A 17,363-nucleotide genomic window follows, 5' to 3' on the forward strand; every position below is an offset into this window, starting at 1 on the left:
ATCGGCTGTCTGATCTTTTTCAGCCCAATCTTTTTTCAGCGATGCTTGTCGAATTGCTCGTCGAGCCAATCCAGCACGCGCCCGTTGAGGAGAGAGCGATTGCCCATCTCGCAATGTCCGCCCGCACCCTCCATCGCGCTGAAGCGCATCAGAGTCTTGGGGCATTCGAGGGCGTCGAAGAAAGCCCCGGCCCCTGCCGCCAAACCGTCATTCTCGGCCTGCGTGATCAAGGTCGGGCATCGGATCAGGTTCGCCCGCCCCCGCATCGTGAAAAGCTCCGTCGACGCAAGATAGGCACGCAGATCGTTGACGCCATGCACCCAGAAGCCGCGCTGGACCACTTTCCAGTTCAGTTGACGGTTGCTGCGGATGAAGGCATCCGCCTTGTCGATGATAGCCTGGTGCAAAGCGCCAAGATCGGCCGCCGCCTCAGGCGGAACGCCGAACGAGCGCACCAAGACATCGCGGAATCCATCCGCGATGCTCCAGGTGCCGGGATCGGCGATCAGTGCGGCGATGCGCGGCTCGCCCGACGCGCCGCGCGGGGCAAGGTGACCGCCGAGGCTCCAGCCGGAGAGCACGATGCGCTTCGCATCGACCAGCGGCAGCGTTTCGGCAAAGTCGACCACCGCCTTGATGACAACCTCCCAGTCGGGCCGCAGCGGGACGCCGCATTTATACAGCATGGCGCCCTGACCGGGGCCGTCGAACAGCAGGCTGTGATAGCCCCGCCGCGACGCCGCGACAGCGCTGGCGAAATACATATCCGTGATGGTGCCGTCGTAGCCGTTGTTGAAGACGATGAGCGGCCGTGTCTCAGCTTCGAAACCTTCCGCCGGAATGAAATAAGCCGGAAGCGGCGTCCGACCGAACGGAATGGCGAGCGGTGCAACAGGATTGGGACCGAGCGCCAGTCCCTTGTCGAACGCCGCCATCTGCCTGGCGAAAGCGGCTGTCAGGCGTGGATCGACGGGGGCGCCGTAGATGGGGTGAAAGGACGCGCCGTAAAAAGCGCTGGCCTTGAGGTAAAGTGCGCGTGCGCTCGTGATATGTCCCCTGGCGAGCGCATCGTCAGCTTCAGTGCTCAGCCGACCTGCCGCGGCGGTCCAAGCGTCGTAATAGGCGCTGTCATCGCCGTCGCCAATGGCCTCCGCGATCGCTTGGACCTCTCCGAAGTCCGCCCCGCCATAGGGAATGTAAGCGACCGGCCAGGTACCGAAATCCTCGTGCAGTTCGTCGCGGAAAAGACCAGGCATGGCTTCATCCTCGCATTTCCATGACACGGTTGTCGATGATCTCCACCGGCCCGCCGCGGTTCTACCAGTTCAGCACATCTGCATCCAGTTCACGCGGTGCATGGTAGTCCGCCCACCTTGCACACCACCGGTGAAACGCACGATAATCCATCTGCATTCGGCTGCGTACGAGGTTGAGTCCGCGCCTCAAAAACGTTCGCTGTGCGCAGGAGAAAACACAATGCCTATGATCGATGCCGACGGCTGCCTGCTGAATGTCTCCGTCGAAGGGCGCGACAGCGGCCCGACCCTGATGCTGTCGCATGCGCTCGGCTGCACGATGCAGATGTGGGAGCCGCAGATCGCCCCGTTGTCGAAACTGTTCCGCATCGTTCGTTATGACAGGCGCGGCCATGGCAAGTCCGGTGTGCCGCCCGGTCCCTACTCGATGGAGCGATTCGGCCGCGACGTGCTGGCGATTCTGGACGACCTCAACATCGCGAAAACGCACTGGTGCGGATTGTCCATGGGCGGCATGGTCGGGCAATGGCTCGGAGCCAACGCCCCGGAGCGTTTCGACCGCATCGTTCTCGCCAATGCCGGTTGCTATTATCCGGACCCGGCCAACTGGCACGCCCGCATTAAGGCCGTCAGGGACGGTGGCCTCAAAGCGATCGTGGATACCGTGATCAGCGGCTGGCTGACTGCGGATTTTCGCGAACGCGAACCGCAGACTGCGGCGAAGATAAAAGCCATGCTGAGCGCGTCACCGCCGGAGGGCTACATCGCCTGCTGCGAAGTGCTGAGCACGCTCGACCAGCGTGCGCTGCTGCCGCGGATCAAGAGCCCGACGCTCGTCATCGCCGGCCGACACGACAAGTCGACGCCCATCGCAGGGGCGGAATATATCCGCAGCCAGATTCCCGGCGCCAGCATGACCATTCTCGACGCCGCGCACATCTCCAATGTCGAGCAATCGCACGCCTTCACGGAGGCGGTGGCTGGCTTCCTGATGCAACGATAGGCGCGTCCCGGCGCGAGGCGGCGTTCTCACGCCGCTTCGCACAACCGCGACCGCAATGCGATCCGTTCAGGAACCGGTAGTGCTGAAAGGGTGGATTTCCGGCTGCGGAGGCCATTGCCGCATCGGCGCCGGATTGCGCTGGAACGGCGGCTCGATCGCCATCAGGATCGCACCACCGACCAGCAACAGCAGTTCGGTCGAGTGCAGGCGCAGCGCCGCCATCTCGCCGACTCGTGACGCCATCACCATGCTGCCGAATGTAATGAGGCTGCCGATACCGAGCGCCAGCGCCAGCGCCTCGTCGCAGCCACCGGATTTCCGGACCGAGGCGCGCATCGTCATCATCAGAAACACCGCGAAGAACGCGACCACGGTCATCTTGCCGAGTGCGAGAAGCCAGGCCATGCGCACCATGCTTACCGTCGCGAAATTCATATGGTCGCTGAGAAAGAGCGCCACGGAGACGTTCGGAAGGGTATAGAGCCCGTGTACCGGCGATATCATGATGTTGAACGCCACCATGGTCCATGCCGGAATGAAATAGAGCGCCAGCAATGCACCGTTGACGGTGCTGATCCGCCAGGAATTCGTCGCCATGCCGCCATCCCGCTTCTGCGTGGCCGCCTATCTGTCGCGGCCTTTGGCGGCGAGGTAACGCCCGTAAACTCGCGCGGACAATTGAAACCCTTTATTTACCTTAATCGGCCCTCGGACCTGTGGACAACTTTGGGACCAGCCTGCCCCGCAAAACCCAATGCCGCCTCCGGGAACTCTCGCGGCGATCGACGCAAGCTTCCCGCCATTTTGCCCTGGTCGCCCACGCGTACGGCCCCGCCGGAACCCGAAGGCGCGCGAAATGCCAAACCGCCGGACGCCGGGATATCGCCGCCTGCGGTTGCCGCACTCCGTTGCCACTGTTAGACATTGATTCAAGACGCGCCGGTCCGGCTGCCGGACCTCCATCGCCCGCGTCTGATTGGCCGCGTTTGGGGACACGCAACGGCAGCGCATGGATTATTTCGCCCAGCAACTGATCAACGGCCTTGTGCTCGGCTCGATCTACGGCCTGATCGCGATCGGCTACACGATGGTCTACGGCATCGTCGGCATGATCAATTTCGCTCACGGCGACATCTTCATGATCGGCGGCTTCATCGCTCTCATCACCTTCCTGATCCTGGTATCGATGGGCATCTCGGCCGTGCCGCTGATCCTGCTCATTGTGCTGCTGGTCTCGATGGCGATCACCGCTGTTTATGGCTGGGTCGTCGAGCGCATCGCCTACAGGCCGCTGCGGCACTCGTTCCGCCTGGCGCCGTTGCTGTCGGCGATCGGCATGTCGTTCGTGCTGTCCAACTTTTCACAGGTTGCCCAGGGCGCGCAGGTCAAGCCGATACCGCCCCTCATCACCGGCGGCTACACGCTGCATGATTCCGGCAATTTCGCGGTGCAATTGTCCAACATCCAGATCGTGGTGGTGGTCGCCACCATCGTGCTGCTCGCGATCTTCAGCTACATGGTGTCGCGCACCCGCTTCGGCCGCGACATGCGCGCCTGCGAGCAGGACCAGACCATGGCGGCGCTGCTCGGCGTCGACGTCGACCGCACGATCTCGATGACCTTCGTGATCGGGGCAGCGCTCGCCGCCGTGGCCGGCATGATGTACCTGCTCTATTACGGCCTCGTTGATTTCTTCATGGGCTTTGTCGCCGGCATCAAGGCGTTCACGGCGGCGGTACTCGGCGGCATCGGCTCACTGCCGGGCGCGATGCTCGGCGGCCTCGCGATCGGATTGATCGAGACATTCTGGTCGGCCTATTTTTCGGTCGAGTACAAGGACGTCGCCGCCTTCTCGATCCTCATCGTCGTGCTGATCTTCATGCCGACCGGCCTGCTCGGCCGGCCCGAAGTCGAAAAAGTCTGACGGACCCGACGTGGCAGCGCCAGCTTCGAGACAACCGACCGTGGCGCGCGAACCGGCCGTCATCTTCATTTTGAAGAAATCCGTGATCAGCGCTTTCGTGGCGTTGATCCTGTTTTCCCTGATGGTCGGCATCCGCACCTTTCCCGGTGAAAACGGGCAACTGACCTACGAAACACGCTTCGGCGAACTCGCCATGATGGTCGGCATCGTGTTCGCCGGCAGCATCTTGGTCGAATTGTTTCGGCTGTGGTGGGGTCCGGCGGACCCTGCGCGCGGCGTTCCGTTGCCGCTTCAGGCCGGTCTCCGCTTCGCGGGGCGGTTGCTCGGACCGGCGCTCCTGATCTTCACGCTTCTCGTTCCGGTGATCTTCTACGACAACCGCTACATCCTTGATCTTGCAATTCTCGTGCTGACCTACGTCATGCTGGGATGGGGCCTGAATGTGGTGGTCGGTCTCGCCGGTCTGCTCGACCTCGGCTATGTGGCCTTCTACGCCGTCGGCGCCTATTCCTTCGCGCTGCTGGCGCAAAGCGGCCTGCCGTTTCCGCAGCTCACGACCAGCTATCCCTATATCTCCATTGATTTCCTGCAGCTCGGCCCATGGGCATTCTGGGTACTGCTGCCGATCTCCGGATTGCTCGCGGCGTGCTGGGGTGTGATGCTCGGCTTTCCCGTGCTGCGGCTGCGCGGCGACTATCTGGCCATCGTCACGCTCGCGTTCGGCGAGATCATCCGCCTCGTCATCATCAACTGGCAGGATCTGACCGGCGGGCCCAACGGGATCAGCGGCATTCCGCGCCCGACCTTCTTCGGCATCCCACTGATGCCGGGCGAGAGCGGCCTTGCCGCAAAGCTCGGGATTCCATTCTCGCCGACCCATCGCATCGTGTTCCTGTTCTATATCATTCTTGCGCTGGCGCTGCTGACGAACTGGGTGACGATCCGCTTGCGCCGCCTTCCCATCGGGCGCGCCTGGGAAGCGTTGCGCGAGGACGAGGTCGCGTGCCGAGCGCTCGGCATCAATACTACGACGACGAAATTGACGGCATTCGCCACCGGCGCCATGTTTGGCGGTTTCGCCGGCGCATTCTTCGCGACCCGTCAAGGCTTCATCAGCCCGGAATCCTTCACCTTCCAGGAATCGGCGCTGGTTCTCGCCATCGTCGTGCTGGGCGGCATGGGTTCGCAACTCGGCGTCGCGCTCGCAGCGCTGGCCATGATCGGCGGCTTCGAATTATTTCGCGGTTTCGACCAGTACCGCATGCTGGTGTTCGGAGCCGTGATGGTGCTCCTGATGATCTGGCGTCCGCGCGGCCTGGTCGGGCACCGCTCGCCAACCGTTTTTCTTGAGCACAACCGGGCGATCTCGTCCGACCTCGTCAAGGAAGGCCACGGATGAACGGCGGCGACGACATCCTTGCCGTCGAGCACCTGTCGATGCGCTTCGGCGGCATCGTCGCGGTCAACGACCTGTCTTTCTCGGCGAGGCGAAACAGGATCACGGCGCTGATCGGGCCGAACGGCGCGGGCAAGACTACCGTCTTCAACTGCATCACCGGATTTTACAGACCGAGCGGCGGTTCGATACGGCTGGCGCAGGCCGGGGGCGGCATTTTGCGCCTCGAACGGCTGAATGATTTCCGGATTTCCAAGGTGGCGAAAGTCGCCCGCACCTTCCAGAACATCCGCCTGTTTCCGGGGATGACGGCGCTTGAGAATCTGATGGTCGCTCAGCACAACACGCTGATGCGCGCGTCGGGCTTCACGCTGCTCGGGTTGCTCGGCCTCCCGTCGTGGCGCATAGCGGAGCGCGACGCGATCGAGCGGGCGCGATCCTGGCTCGGTCGCATCGGCCTGCTTGCACGCGGCGATGACGCCGCCGGCAACCTGCCCTATGGCGACCAGCGCCGCCTGGAAATCGCCCGCGCGATGTGCACCGAGCCGGTACTGCTCTGCCTCGACGAGCCTGCCGCCGGGCTGAACGCGCGGGAAAGCGCGGCGCTCAACGAACTTCTGCTGGCGATCCGTGCTGACTACGGCACCTCGATCCTGCTGATCGAGCATGACATGTCCGTGGTGATGGAGATTTCCGATCACATCGTTGTGCTGGACTACGGCGTCAAGATCGCTGACGGCGCACCGCGCGCCATTCGCGACGACCCCAAGGTGATCGCGGCTTATCTCGGCACCGACGAGGACACCGCCGCCGCCGTCATGGAGGACGACGCATGACGGCCTTTCGCACTAAAACGTGGGCGCGCTGCGACGCTGCGGCGCCGCTCCGCGGAACCAGGACATTGACGAACCGTGCGCGCCGCCACGGCTCAGCAGAGCAACGCTTCGCATTGCTTTGCGTCCTGGGCGCGGAGGCCGTCTGATGAGCCAGCCGCTCCTCGTCATTCGCGGGCTCCGCGCGGCCTACGGAAAGATCGAGGCGCTGAAGGGCGTGGACCTCGTCATCAGGCCGGGCGAGATCGTGACGCTGATCGGCGCCAATGGTGCCGGCAAATCGACGCTGATGATGACGATATTCGGCCGCCCCCGAGCCAAGGCTGGCAGCATCGAATTCGATGGCCGAGACATCACCGGCATGGCGACCCACGAGATCGCGCGCATGCGCATCGCACAGTCGCCCGAAGGCCGGCGGATTTTTCCGCGCATGAGCGTCGCCGAAAATCTGCAGATGGGCGCTGATGCAACCGAGTCGAATCAAAGCGATCGCGCGGCGAGCCTCGATCGCGTGCTGACGCTGTTTCCACGCCTCAAGGAGCGCCTGACCCAGCGCGGCGGCACGCTGTCCGGCGGCGAGCAGCAGATGCTGGCCATCGGCCGTGCGCTGATGAGCCGCCCGCGACTGCTGATGCTGGACGAGCCCTCCCTCGGTCTGGCGCCTTTGATCGCGCGCCAGATTTTCGATGCAATTCGCAGCCTCAATCGCGAGGATGGCCTGACCGTTCTGGTGGTCGAGCAGAATGCCAACCATGCCCTGCGGCTGGCGCATCGCGGCTACGTCATGGTCAATGGCCTGATCACCCTCAGCGGAACCGGTGCTGAACTGCTGGCGCAGCCGGAAATCCGCGCGGCCTATCTGGAGGGCGGCCGGAAAATCTAGGGCATGATCCCCACCGAAAGGCCGCGCGACAGCACCGGGTTTCGGCTAAGATCACGCCCGATCAGAAGATGGAATGAGGGTGAAAACATCGCTCGGCTCAGGTGGCTGGGTGTCGCGCAACCCCAAATTGCCGATGACTTCGCCGCCGATTCAGCCGACAATGGCGCTGGTTCGCACCGCGCCGGACCCTCCGTAACATCATCGCGAGGACCACGTATGACATCCTTGAAGCTCATCGGCCTGGCCCTGGGAGCATCGCTCGCTCTTTCGACGGCCGCGTTCGCGCAGGACATCACAATCGCAGTGGCCGGCCCGATGACCGGCAGCGAATCCGCGTTCGGCCGCCAGCTCAAGAATGGCGCTGATCAAGCGGTTGCCGACCTGAACGAGGCCGGCGGCGTGCTTGGCAAAAAGCTTGTTCTGTTCGTCGGCGACGACGCCTGCGATCCGAAGCAAGCCCGCTCGGTCGCGGAGAAGATCGCGAGTCAGGGCATTCCATTCGTCGCGGGACATTACTGTTCGTCCTCGTCCATCCCGGCCTCGGAAGCTTATGCCGACGGCAACGTGCTGCAGATCACGCCCGCTTCGACCAATCCGCTGTTCACCGAGCGCAAGCTTTGGAACGTCGCCCGAGTCTGCGGCCGCGACGATCAGCAGGGCCTGGTCTCCGCCGAGTACATTCTCAAAAATTACAAGGGCAAGAACGTCGCCATTCTCAACGACAAGACGACCTATGGCAAAGGCCTCGCTGACGAAACCAAGAAGGCGCTCAACAAGGCCGGCTTCCAGGAGAAAATGTTCGAATCCTACAACAAGGGCGACAAGGATTTCAGCGCGATCGTTTCGCGCATGAAGCGGGATAATATCGACCTCGTGTTCGTCGGCGGTTATCATCAGGAGGCCGGGCTGATTGTGCGCCAGATGCGCGATCAGGGCATGAAAACTGTTCTGATGGCCGGCGACGCGCTGGCCGACAGGGAATTTGCTTCGATCACCGGCCCGGCCGCCGCGGGCACGCTGTTCACCTTCGGCCCCGATCCGCGCAAGAAGGCGACAGCCAAGACGATCGTCGATCGATTCAAGGCCAAGGGCGTCGATCCGGAGGGCTACACCCTCTACACCTATGCGGCGATGCAGGTGTGGGCACAGGCGGCCGCCAAAGCCGGCACGACAGATCCGATGAAGGTCATGAAGGCTCTCAAGGCGGGTGCGTGGGACACCGTTCTCGGCAAGCTGGAGTTCGATGCCAAGGGCGACATCAAGCAGATCGACTACGTCATCTACAAATGGGACGACAAAGGCAATTATGCCGAACTCGATCCCGGCAAGGGTACCTGAACAACATGCCTTACCGCGACATTCAACGCCCCGGTTCGCCGGGGCGTTTTTTGTCAAGCGCGGGTCCTGATCGCGTAAGCCCGACAGGGCATGATGGTATTTCCCCGGCCGTCATTTCCGAAGGCGGCGCGGAGCGCCGAACCCGCCTTCAATCTTCTCGCGCAGACGGTTTGGATTCGCGACAAGCGCTGGCACGACTTCGGAAGTAACAACGAGGGCTTTTGAGAACCTCACCCGAAATTCTGCAGCGCCGGAAAAGTCTCCAGCAGCCAGATGCTGACGTTCGAGATCGTGCCGGTGAGAAACGCGATGCCGGTCAGCACCATCAGCACACCGATCCCCCGCTCGATGGTGTTGAGGTGGCGTTTCATGCGGTTGAACAGCGAAGCGAACCGTTCGATCATGAACGCCGCCAGCAGGAACGGAATGCCGAGCCCCGCCGAATAGACGGCAAGCAGTCCGGCACCCTTCACGACCGTGGCCTCCGCCGCTGCGACCGACAGGATCGCCGCCAGGATCGGCCCGATGCAGGGCGTCCAGCCGAACGCGAAGGCGAGCCCCATCACATAGGCGCCCCACAGGCCAACCGGCTTCGGCGCGGTGAGCCGTCCTTCGCGCATCAAGAATCCGATCCGCGTCAGTCCCAGGAAGTGCAGGCCCATGACGATGATGACGATGCCGGCGAGGATCGACAGTTGCGCCGACCAGGCCCGGATGAGGCTGCCGATGAAACTGGCGCTGGCGCCGAGCGCGACGAAAACCGTCGAAAATCCCAGCACGAACGTCAATGCGGCCAGCATGACGGCCCGCTTCGAAGCCTTCGCCGTCTCGTCGTTGGAGACATGTTCGATGGTCGCGCCGGTAAGATAGATCAGATAGGGCGGGACCAGCGGCAGGACGCAGGGCGATAGGAAACTGACAAGGCCCGCGACCAGCGCGGCGGGAATTGAAACGTCGTGAATCATGGGGCTACTTGCCCTGCGATGCCGCCCCGACGCAAGAGCTTCGCTTCCGTCCGACTGCGTTTGTGATCGAACCGTGATCGGTTGACCCGCTGACTCACTGCGTCATCTGGCGGCCGGCCGGTCCCCAGCGGTCTGGTGTGGTGGTTCAGACTTTCGCTTCATTTCTCTGGAAGTCCTTCAAAACGAACTCCGAACCTAAACCCCACTAAAACCGTCGGTTTGTTAGTGTTTATCCGGAATTCACGACGCCGCCGCTGCCCGGCAGGCGAATTTCAAATTCTGGCCACCACCACACCAGCCCCACGAGGCCGAACCATGAAGAACCTGCTCACCGACATTCCCGGCGTTCGTGTCGGCCACGCTGACGATGCAGCGCTCGCCTCCGGCGTCACGGCGATCCTGTTCGATTCTCCGGCCGTCGCGGCAATCGACGTGCGCGGCGGCGGACCGGGCACGCGCGACAGCACCCTGCTCGATCCCGTCAACACCGTGGAGCGGGTCGACGCGCTGGCGCTGTCGGGCGGATCCGCTTTTGGAATCGAGGCTGGCGGCGGCGTTCAGGCCTGGCTCGCCGAACGCGGGCGAGGCTTTGCGATCAGCGACGCCGTCATCCCCATCGTGCCCGGCGCGGTGTGCTTTGACCTTTTGAACGGCGGCAACAAGCAATGGGGTCGTTTCGCACCTTATCGCGATCTCGGCTACGCCGCCGCGGCGGCAGCGACAGACGATTTCGCGCTCGGCAGCGCCGGCGCCGGGCTCGGCGCCACCACGGCCAATTTGAAGGCAGGCCTCGGGTCGGCTTCGGCCGCTACGGCAGACGGCGTGCGGGTAGCCGCGCTGGCGGTAGTCAACGCGGTGGGCAGCGTCACGATCGGCGACGGTCCCTGGTTCTGGGCGGCGCCATTTGAATCCGAGGGCGAATATGGCGGACGAGGATTGCCGCCATCGTTCACGCCGGACATGCTGACGATGCGGCTGAAGGGCGGCCCGGCGGCAACGGCAAGCGAAAACACCACGCTGGCCGTCGTCGTCACCGACGCCGAACTCACCAAACCGCAGGCACAACGGCTCGCGATCATCGCGCAGACCGGATTCGCGCGGGCGATCTATCCGGTGCACGCCCCGCTCGACGGCGATGTCGTGTTTGCTGCTGCTACCGGAGCGAAGCCGATCGATCCGTTCATCGGATTGACCGAACTCGGCATGGTCGCAGCCAATACGGTGGCCCGCGCAATCGCCCGCGGCGTCTATGAAGCGACGGCGCTGCCGTTTCCCGATGCGCTGCCGGCATGGAAGGATCGGTTTGCGCGATAAAGATTTTGCACGCACTTTTAAAACCGGCGATGGCCGCCGCGATTTTGCGCGAGCAGGATTTTTGCTTATGTAACGCGGTATCATTTTCAAGTATAATACGTATATATACTTGAAATAACGGGCTAATTTAAGGTTGATATACAGTATAGCTTGAGATGACGATGTACCCGGCCGATGGTCTCCCGGTGCGCGCAATCGCGCACGTCAACAGTGGAGAAACGTCATGAAGAAGATCCTCGTTCTCGCCGCGACCGCCAGCACGCTCATGGCTGCGCCGGCTTTCGCCAAGGGCCAGGGCATCGGCATCGGAGCAAACGTGCTAACCGGTCGAGGCGGCGTGGTTGGCCTGCTCGACGGACGCGGCGCGCTGGTTGTCAACACCGCGGTCACCACCGGCAAGAACGGCGTGCTCGGCGCGGTGCTCGGCCGCAGCAATGTGCTGGGCGGGCTGCTCGGTGGCGGATGCGGCTGCCACTAGATTGGAAAAGCGGACGGGTTGACCCCCGTCCGCGCGGCAGCTTACACGCCAGCGTGTTTCTTCTCCGGCGGCCTTGCGGAAAAGCGCTTGGTGATCGACGAGGTGACCACAAGCGCGTTCACATCATCGCCCGAGATCAGCGAGCCCTTCGCATAGGCGACGTCGATACCGAGCGTCAGATCATCGTCAACGTCGCGGGACGCGCCGACGCCGCAGGTCAGCGTCCGCGCATGGAACGGCGAGTCCAGATAGTCGGACGCAGCATAACCGACCGAAGCCGCCAGCGTCACCTTCGGTTCCGCGGTCCAGGACACCTTCGCCGAATACGCAGTATCGATGGTCATCGGCGAGATCGGAAACGTGGTTTCGCCAGCGCGGCGCCACGCGGTCAGGTCGATTCGAAAAGGCGCTGCGCGCCAGGTCAAACTTGCATCGAACAGCGTGCGATCGACGTTGGTGAAATCCGGATCGTGCCACGTTCCATATAACCGCGAAACGGAGACAAACGCAGTCACGGCGTCGCCTCGATATTTCGCAAACAGAAACGGCTGCACCCTCTCGTTGTTGCGGCGGTAGCCGAAAACGTCGAACTCCTGCAGATAGTGCCGCACCGACAGGTTCACCGACGCCCCGAGTTCGGACTTGCCGCTGACGAGACTGATGCCGGGGATCAGCGTGCCCCGCAGGTATTGCTGCGGATCGGGGAGAAAGTCCTGGAAGATCGCATTGGTCTGGTTCAGGCTCGATCGGCCTCCTTCCGCGGTCGCGAACAACTTGATCGACTTGTATCGGGCCTCAGCCCTGACCGACTGGATCAGATCGGTCGAGCGCAGATTGTAGGTGCTGGTGTCGACAATGGTCGATGTGGAATCCAGTTTGAGATCATCGTCGCCGATCGAACCGCGCAGGATCACCTTGCCGCCACGCGAGGGCGTCAACAGCGGCTGGGCGTAGTGCACCGTACCGGCTTCCGCCGCGACGCCCAGCGTATAGCCGTCGGCTTTCGTTCCCGCCGCCAATGCCGTGTCGGCAGCAACGAACGCGCTGCCGCTGCCCTGCCCGCTCGAAAACTGAGGATTGGAATCGAAGCCGCCGCGCAACCGGAACGACGCGGTAAAGTCGTCTTCAGCGGACGCGTGGGAGCCGATGAGGCCGAGGCAGCCGGCGGGCAGAAATACTTGTGGTAGATACATACGCTCCTCGCAATACTTCGCAGAGGAAACGATTACTTGGCGCGTATGGTTATCGGATGATGAAAATCGGCATCGACTGCGCAGTGATACGGATGGGGCGAACCCATGGCTACCGTTGCGGGCCACAACAGCGACGGTTTCCGGATTTCCCGACCGCGGCGCAGCTATCCCGACTCGGCTTTCAGCTAGTGTGGTGGTTCAGAAGTTCGCTTCATGCCCAATCGAGTCCGTCAAGCGAGCTTCTGAACCTAAACCACACGGTTCGCATCAAAGGTTGCTGCAAGGGTATGCGAACTTCGGAATCGGGACCCTAGACGCTGACCGAGAGCGATTGAGTGGCTGCGGAGGAGATCGCCTCGGCTTCGCGCGGGATCACCTGCTGCATGAGGCTGTAGGACGATGATGCGGTGCCTGATGTCGACGAGGATGGGGGCGAGGATGGCGGCGACGTCAGCGTCACCTGAGTTCCATCCGCGAGCGTGGTTGTGGTGGTGACCGATCCGTCGCTGTTGGTGGTTGAAGTGGATGAGTCGATCGCCGCGAGCAGTGAATCGGGACTCGCCCCGCCGGCACCGTTCGATCCGTCCGCGCTGCCGGAGCCATCCGAACTCGCGACATGGTGATGGCGGCCATGACCGTGTCCGCCCGCGCCCTTCAGGACCGAGGACATCTCGTCGAGGCTCACTGAGCCGTCGCCATTCGTGTCCAGCTTGCCGAACACGTCGTCAGCCTGCGCCAGATTGGTGCCGCCGGCGCCGAGCGCACTTTCGAACTCAGATTTGCTGATCCGGCCGTCGCCGTTGCCATCGATCTGCGAGAACAGATCCTGCAACGCAGCGGAGGCGCTGGCGCTTGGCGCGCCCGACGACTGTCCCTGTGCTGCAAGCAAGGCGCTCATGGTGGCCGGCGAGATGCAGGCTTTCGACCCGCAGCCCGATGAAGCCGTTGGGCTCGCAGCGCCGCTGACCGGATCGAATGACGCCGGTGCGGGCTGCCCGCCCCCGGTCTTGACCTTCGAGGAAGCCGAGGACGCCAGTGATTGAAAGGCTTCGATCGCCGACGACACGGCCCCTAAGGCAAACAGCATGGCCAAGCTCCCGATCCGTGCCGCGCGCGGCGCAATCCCGTTTCGGAAACAAGTCGAGCAAATGCCGTGCCACCTGGGAAAGCCGATAGAATATGGAGTTTCGGCAAAAGGCCCCGGCGAAACCGGGGCAGAACATGCCGTCCGCGGCAGAACTTGCCGCCGCCCGCGTCATCCCGATCAGTCGATGCCGCGCATTGCCCCCGGGCGCGGCCCATGTTACGCGAGGCTCTCTCAAGCCCTGCAGAAACTCCCGGAAACGTTCATGTCTCAGACTTTTGCGCCGCGTCCTCTCGTCATCGCACCGTCGATCCTGGCCTCGGACTTCTCGAAGCTGGGCGAGGAAGTTCGCGCCGTCGATCAGGGGGGCGCCGACTGGATCCACCTCGACGTGATGGACGGCCATTTCGTGCCGAACATCTCCTACGGCCCCGACGTCATCAAGGCGATGCGTCCGCACACGAAGAAGATCTTCGATGCCCACCTGATGATCTCGCCCTGCGATCCCTATCTCGAAGCCTTCGCCAAGGCGGGCTGCGACCACATCACGGTTCATGTCGAGGCCGGGCCGCATCTGCATCGCTCGCTGCAGGCTATTCGCAACCTCGGCAAGAAGGCCGGAGTCACGCTCAATCCCGCGACGCCGCTCTCCACCATCGAATACGTGCTCGATATGGTCGATCTCGTGCTGGTGATGTCGGTCAACCCCGGTTTCGGCGGGCAGAAATTCATTCCCTCAGCGGTCGGCAAGATTCGGGACCTGCGTTCGATGATCGCCGGGCGGCCGATCGACATCGAGGTGGACGGCGGGGTCGGACCCGACGTCGCGGGCGAACTCGGCGCCGCGGGCGCCAACGCCTTCGTGGCCGGCTCGGCGGTGTTCAAGGGCGGCACGATGGAATCCTACAAGGCGAACATGGACGCGATCCGCAACGCCGCCGCCGCGGCGCGGGGCGAACTGGTCTGACGCAAACACCTGTACCGGCCGCGCATCACTCCCGGCCATGGCCGAACAACAAGCCCGCCGAACAGGCGGGCTTGTTCACGTCGGCAATCTTCAAAAATGGAAGCGGGGCAGATCAGCACCACTCCCCGTCGTGCTGCGGATATGCAACGTCAACGGGAAAAGCCTTTGCGCAACCGCGCCGTCAATTGACATCGACTTTGATCCCCTCCAAACAGATCGACGACGGTTCTCCCTTGGGAGATCAAAAGGGAACGTGGTGCGGGATCATCCCAACGCCACGGCTGCCCCCGCAACTGTAAGCGGCTAATCTGCGTCACAAGCCACTGGGGAATCTCGGTCCCGGGAAGGCGACGCAAGGTCACGATCCGCGAGCCAGGAGACCTGCCGTCAGCCGTGGTCACACGCGAAGATGTCGGTCGGGGACTACAGACATCCGCTTCACCGGGCCGCAGGGCTTTCGTGAAACCTCGTTCGCTGTGACGTGCCACCGCCGTCTGCCGAGGTTTCCTCATGTCCGCCGCCATTTTTAATCGCAAAAGCTTTAATCGCAGAAGCCTGTTTGCCTCCGCCCTCCTCGCGTCCGCGGGATCGATCGGCCTGAATGCGCCTTCCCTCGCGCAGCAATCCGCCTCGCCCAACCTGCTGCCGCCAATCCAGATCGCTCCCCCGCCGGTGAGAAGCGCGGATGCGCCGCCGCCTGCCCACCGCGCAGCATCGCATTCGCGGCGCGCGGTGCGTGCTGCTCCTCAACAACTTCCGGCCGGTGACGCTGCCGCGCCCGGCGCAACGGTGCCGGTGGTGGTCAGCCCGACGGGAATCGTGACGCCAGCCGGCCAGTTGGCAAGCACGCTCACCATCGTTACCGAGCAGGATATCCAGACCCAGCAACACCGCACCGTTCCGGACATCCTGAACACGGTCCCCGGCTTGAACGTCATACAAGCCGGCGGACCAGGCGCCCAGACCTCGGTCTTCATGCGCGGCACCAACGCCAACCACACCAAGGTGATCCTCGATGGAATCGACATCGGTGATGTCGGCAACTCGAATGGCGCATTCGACTACGCGCATCTTCTTGCAGCCGACATCCAGCAGATGGAAATCCTGCGCGGTCCGCAGAGCGGGCTCTACGGTTCCGACGCGATCGGCGGCGTCATCTCCATCGTCACCAAGAAAGGAGAAGGGCCGCCGCGCGCCACGGCCTCGATCGAGGCGGGCTCGTTCAATACCTTTAACCAGACGCTCGGATTGAGCGGCTCCGAACAGAACTTCAACTACGCGGTCAATGTCGCCCATCTCCATGCCGGAGATATTCCCGTGACTCCGCCGGAACTTTTGCCGCCGGGGCGGAAGGCGATCGGAAACAACTACGACAACAAGACCTATTCGACCAAGCTCGGGGTCGACCTCAATGAAAACCTGACCGTCAATTCGGTGGTTCGTTATATCGACACGACACTGCTGTTCACCGGAGACAGCGGATTTCCAAGTTTCCCCAATGCCGCGCAGAGCACGCACGCCGTTCAGCAATTGTTCAATCGCGAAGAGGCCGTGTGGTCGCTGTTCGACGGACGCTTGAAAAACTACTTCGGCGTCAACTACACCAACAGCAGGGCTTACGACATAAGTCCGGGAGATCCGGTTGGGGCAATCACCACCGGCGAACGCCTCAAGTTGGACTGGCACGCGGTGGCCGAGATCGCACGTGACAACAACCTGATCGTCGGCGCCGAGCAACAGACCGATCGCATCGAGACCACCGACTTGACAGCCCAGAACGGCAACAAGGCCGGCTTCATCGAACTGCAATCGGCTTTTGCGAAACGGTTCTTCCTGGTCGCGAATGTCCGCGAAGATTCCAACGACCGCTTCGGCGAGCATATGACCTACCGGGTGGCGCCGGCGGTCATTCTTCCCGTCACCGAGACGAAACTGAAGGCGAGCTACGGCACGGGATTCAAGGCGCCGTCGCTGAGTCAGTTGTATCAGGACTACCCGGCTTTCGGTTTCTTCGCCAATCCCAACCTGAAACCCGAAGAGAGCACGGGCTACGACGCTGGTTTCGAGCAGCCTCTGTTCAACGACCGCGTGCGGTTCGGCTCGACCTACTTCCATAACGACCTCACCAACCTGATCGACTACAATGACACATTCACCTCACTGGTGAACGTCAACCGCGCGACCACGGAAGGCACGGAAACGTTCGTCTCCGCGCAGATCACCGGGCGTTTCGGCATCCGCGCCGATTACACCTTCACTCGCGCCGTCGATGCTGCTACCGGCCTGCAACTGTTGCGCCGGCCCAAGGACAAGTGGAGCGTGACGGCGACATGGCTCCCCCTCGATCAGTTGACATTGTCGGCGACGGTGCTTCGTGTCAGCAACTGGATCGACGTCACGCGCGACGGCTCGGCTTCCGGAATTGTCGCGCCCGGCTATACGCTCGTGAACCTGCGCGGCGACTATGCCGTCAACGACCAGGTCAAGCTCTTCGCACGAGTCGATAACCTCTTCGACCGCCGTTACCAGAACCCGACGGGATTCCTCGCGCCCGGCCTCGGGATTTTCGGAGGCATCCGGGTGGCGAGTTACGGAGTGCGGTAGGTTTCGAAAGACAATCGGCGGCAATCACGATTGTCGATTGCGTATCGGGAAATCCGGTCATCCGAGAATCATCGATAACTGGATTTCCGGGTTCGTCGTTCACGACGCCACGCAATGACGAAGTA

16 protein-coding genes and 1 riboswitch are annotated in these 17,363 nt (G+C 62.7%); of the genes, 11 read left to right on the forward strand and 5 right to left on the reverse strand.

Annotated features, from left to right (window positions below):
- Positions 1-35: 35 nt before the first annotated feature.
- Entirely contained in the window at positions 36-1,256 is a 1,221-nt protein-coding gene (locus ACS3WB_RS07750) for an alpha/beta hydrolase family protein (RefSeq protein ID WP_438274986.1), read from the reverse strand.
- Positions 1,257-1,476: 220 nt separating this feature from the next.
- Between ACS3WB_RS07750 and pcaD the strand changes: the two genes are divergently transcribed.
- The gene (gene pcaD / locus ACS3WB_RS07755; RefSeq protein WP_438274987.1) at positions 1,477-2,259 is read left to right on the forward strand and encodes a 3-oxoadipate enol-lactonase; all 783 of its coding nucleotides are present in this window, start codon (positions 1,477-1,479) and stop codon (positions 2,257-2,259) included.
- A 66-nt stretch (positions 2,260-2,325) separates the two neighbouring features.
- On the opposite strand, the gene ACS3WB_RS07760 is transcribed toward pcaD, so the two are convergent.
- Positions 2,326-2,856, reverse strand: a complete 531-nt coding sequence (locus ACS3WB_RS07760; RefSeq protein WP_438274988.1) for a hypothetical protein — start codon at positions 2,854-2,856, stop codon at positions 2,326-2,328.
- 412 nt (positions 2,857-3,268) lie between these two features.
- Here ACS3WB_RS07760 and ACS3WB_RS07765 point away from each other — a divergent pair, with 412 nt between their 5' ends.
- The 6 genes from ACS3WB_RS07765 (at position 3,269) to ACS3WB_RS07790 (ending at position 8,858) form a co-directional block, all read left to right on the forward strand.
- On the forward strand, positions 3,269-4,183 hold the full coding sequence (locus ACS3WB_RS07765; protein WP_438274989.1) for an ABC transporter permease subunit: 915 nt from the start codon (positions 3,269-3,271) through the stop codon (positions 4,181-4,183).
- 40 nt (positions 4,184-4,223) lie between these two features.
- Entirely contained in the window at positions 4,224-5,582 is a 1,359-nt protein-coding gene (gene livM / locus ACS3WB_RS07770; RefSeq protein ID WP_438274990.1) for a high-affinity branched-chain amino acid ABC transporter permease LivM, read from the forward strand.
- On the forward strand, positions 5,579-6,415 hold the full coding sequence (locus tag ACS3WB_RS07775) for an ABC transporter ATP-binding protein (RefSeq protein ID WP_438274991.1): 837 nt from the start codon (positions 5,579-5,581) through the stop codon (positions 6,413-6,415). The genes livM and ACS3WB_RS07775 overlap by 4 nt, the downstream gene beginning before the upstream one ends.
- 145 nt (positions 6,416-6,560) lie before the next feature.
- Positions 6,561-7,295 (forward strand): ABC transporter ATP-binding protein, encoded by a 735-nt coding sequence (locus ACS3WB_RS07780; protein ID WP_438274992.1) that lies wholly within the window; start codon positions 6,561-6,563, stop codon positions 7,293-7,295.
- A gap of 216 nt (positions 7,296-7,511) precedes the next feature.
- Positions 7,512-8,633: a branched-chain amino acid ABC transporter substrate-binding protein gene (locus ACS3WB_RS07785; protein ID WP_438274993.1), complete on the forward strand. Its 1,122-nt coding sequence runs from the start codon at positions 7,512-7,514 to the stop codon at positions 8,631-8,633.
- A 90-nt stretch (positions 8,634-8,723) separates the two neighbouring features.
- The gene (locus ACS3WB_RS07790; protein WP_438274994.1) at positions 8,724-8,858 is read left to right on the forward strand and encodes a hypothetical protein; all 135 of its coding nucleotides are present in this window, start codon (positions 8,724-8,726) and stop codon (positions 8,856-8,858) included.
- A gap of 5 nt (positions 8,859-8,863) precedes the next feature.
- Here ACS3WB_RS07790 and ACS3WB_RS07795 read toward each other — a convergent pair whose 3' ends face one another.
- Complete coding sequence (locus ACS3WB_RS07795) at positions 8,864-9,598, reverse strand: cytochrome c biogenesis CcdA family protein (RefSeq protein ID WP_438274995.1); 735 nt, start codon at positions 9,596-9,598, stop codon at positions 8,864-8,866.
- Between the two features lie 315 nt (positions 9,599-9,913).
- Between ACS3WB_RS07795 and ACS3WB_RS07800 the strand changes: the two genes are divergently transcribed.
- Both ACS3WB_RS07800 and ACS3WB_RS07805 read left to right on the forward strand, forming a co-directional pair.
- Positions 9,914-10,912 carry a P1 family peptidase gene (locus tag ACS3WB_RS07800; protein WP_438274996.1) on the forward strand — a complete coding sequence of 333 codons (999 nt, stop codon included), beginning with the start codon at positions 9,914-9,916 and terminating at the stop codon, positions 10,910-10,912.
- A 223-nt stretch (positions 10,913-11,135) separates the two neighbouring features.
- Positions 11,136-11,390 carry a hypothetical protein gene (locus ACS3WB_RS07805; RefSeq protein WP_438274997.1) on the forward strand — a complete coding sequence of 85 codons (255 nt, stop codon included), beginning with the start codon at positions 11,136-11,138 and terminating at the stop codon, positions 11,388-11,390.
- 41 nt (positions 11,391-11,431) lie between these two features.
- Here the strand turns inward: ACS3WB_RS07805 and ACS3WB_RS07810 are convergent, their stop codons facing one another.
- Both ACS3WB_RS07810 and ACS3WB_RS07815 read right to left on the reverse strand, forming a co-directional pair.
- Positions 11,432-12,583 carry an outer membrane beta-barrel protein gene (locus ACS3WB_RS07810; RefSeq protein WP_438274998.1) on the reverse strand — a complete coding sequence of 384 codons (1,152 nt, stop codon included), beginning with the start codon at positions 12,581-12,583 and terminating at the stop codon, positions 11,432-11,434.
- 310 nt (positions 12,584-12,893) lie between these two features.
- Positions 12,894-13,670 carry an EF-hand domain-containing protein gene (locus ACS3WB_RS07815; RefSeq protein ID WP_438274999.1) on the reverse strand — a complete coding sequence of 259 codons (777 nt, stop codon included), beginning with the start codon at positions 13,668-13,670 and terminating at the stop codon, positions 12,894-12,896.
- A gap of 262 nt (positions 13,671-13,932) precedes the next feature.
- Here ACS3WB_RS07815 and rpe point away from each other — a divergent pair, with 262 nt between their 5' ends.
- Positions 13,933-14,634, forward strand: coding sequence for a ribulose-phosphate 3-epimerase (rpe, locus tag ACS3WB_RS07820; protein WP_438275000.1), 702 nt, complete (start codon positions 13,933-13,935; stop codon positions 14,632-14,634).
- Positions 14,635-14,840: 206 nt separating this feature from the next.
- A riboswitch (cobalamin riboswitch) is annotated at positions 14,841-15,037 on the forward strand.
- A 107-nt stretch (positions 15,038-15,144) separates the two neighbouring features.
- Positions 15,145-17,238, forward strand: coding sequence for a TonB-dependent receptor plug domain-containing protein (locus ACS3WB_RS07825; protein WP_438275001.1), 2,094 nt, complete (start codon positions 15,145-15,147; stop codon positions 17,236-17,238).
- Positions 17,239-17,363: the final 125 nt, after the last annotated feature.

The sequence above is a fragment of the Nitrobacter sp. genome (assembly GCF_051535215.1).
GTDB lineage: Bacteria > Pseudomonadota > Alphaproteobacteria > Rhizobiales > Xanthobacteraceae > Nitrobacter.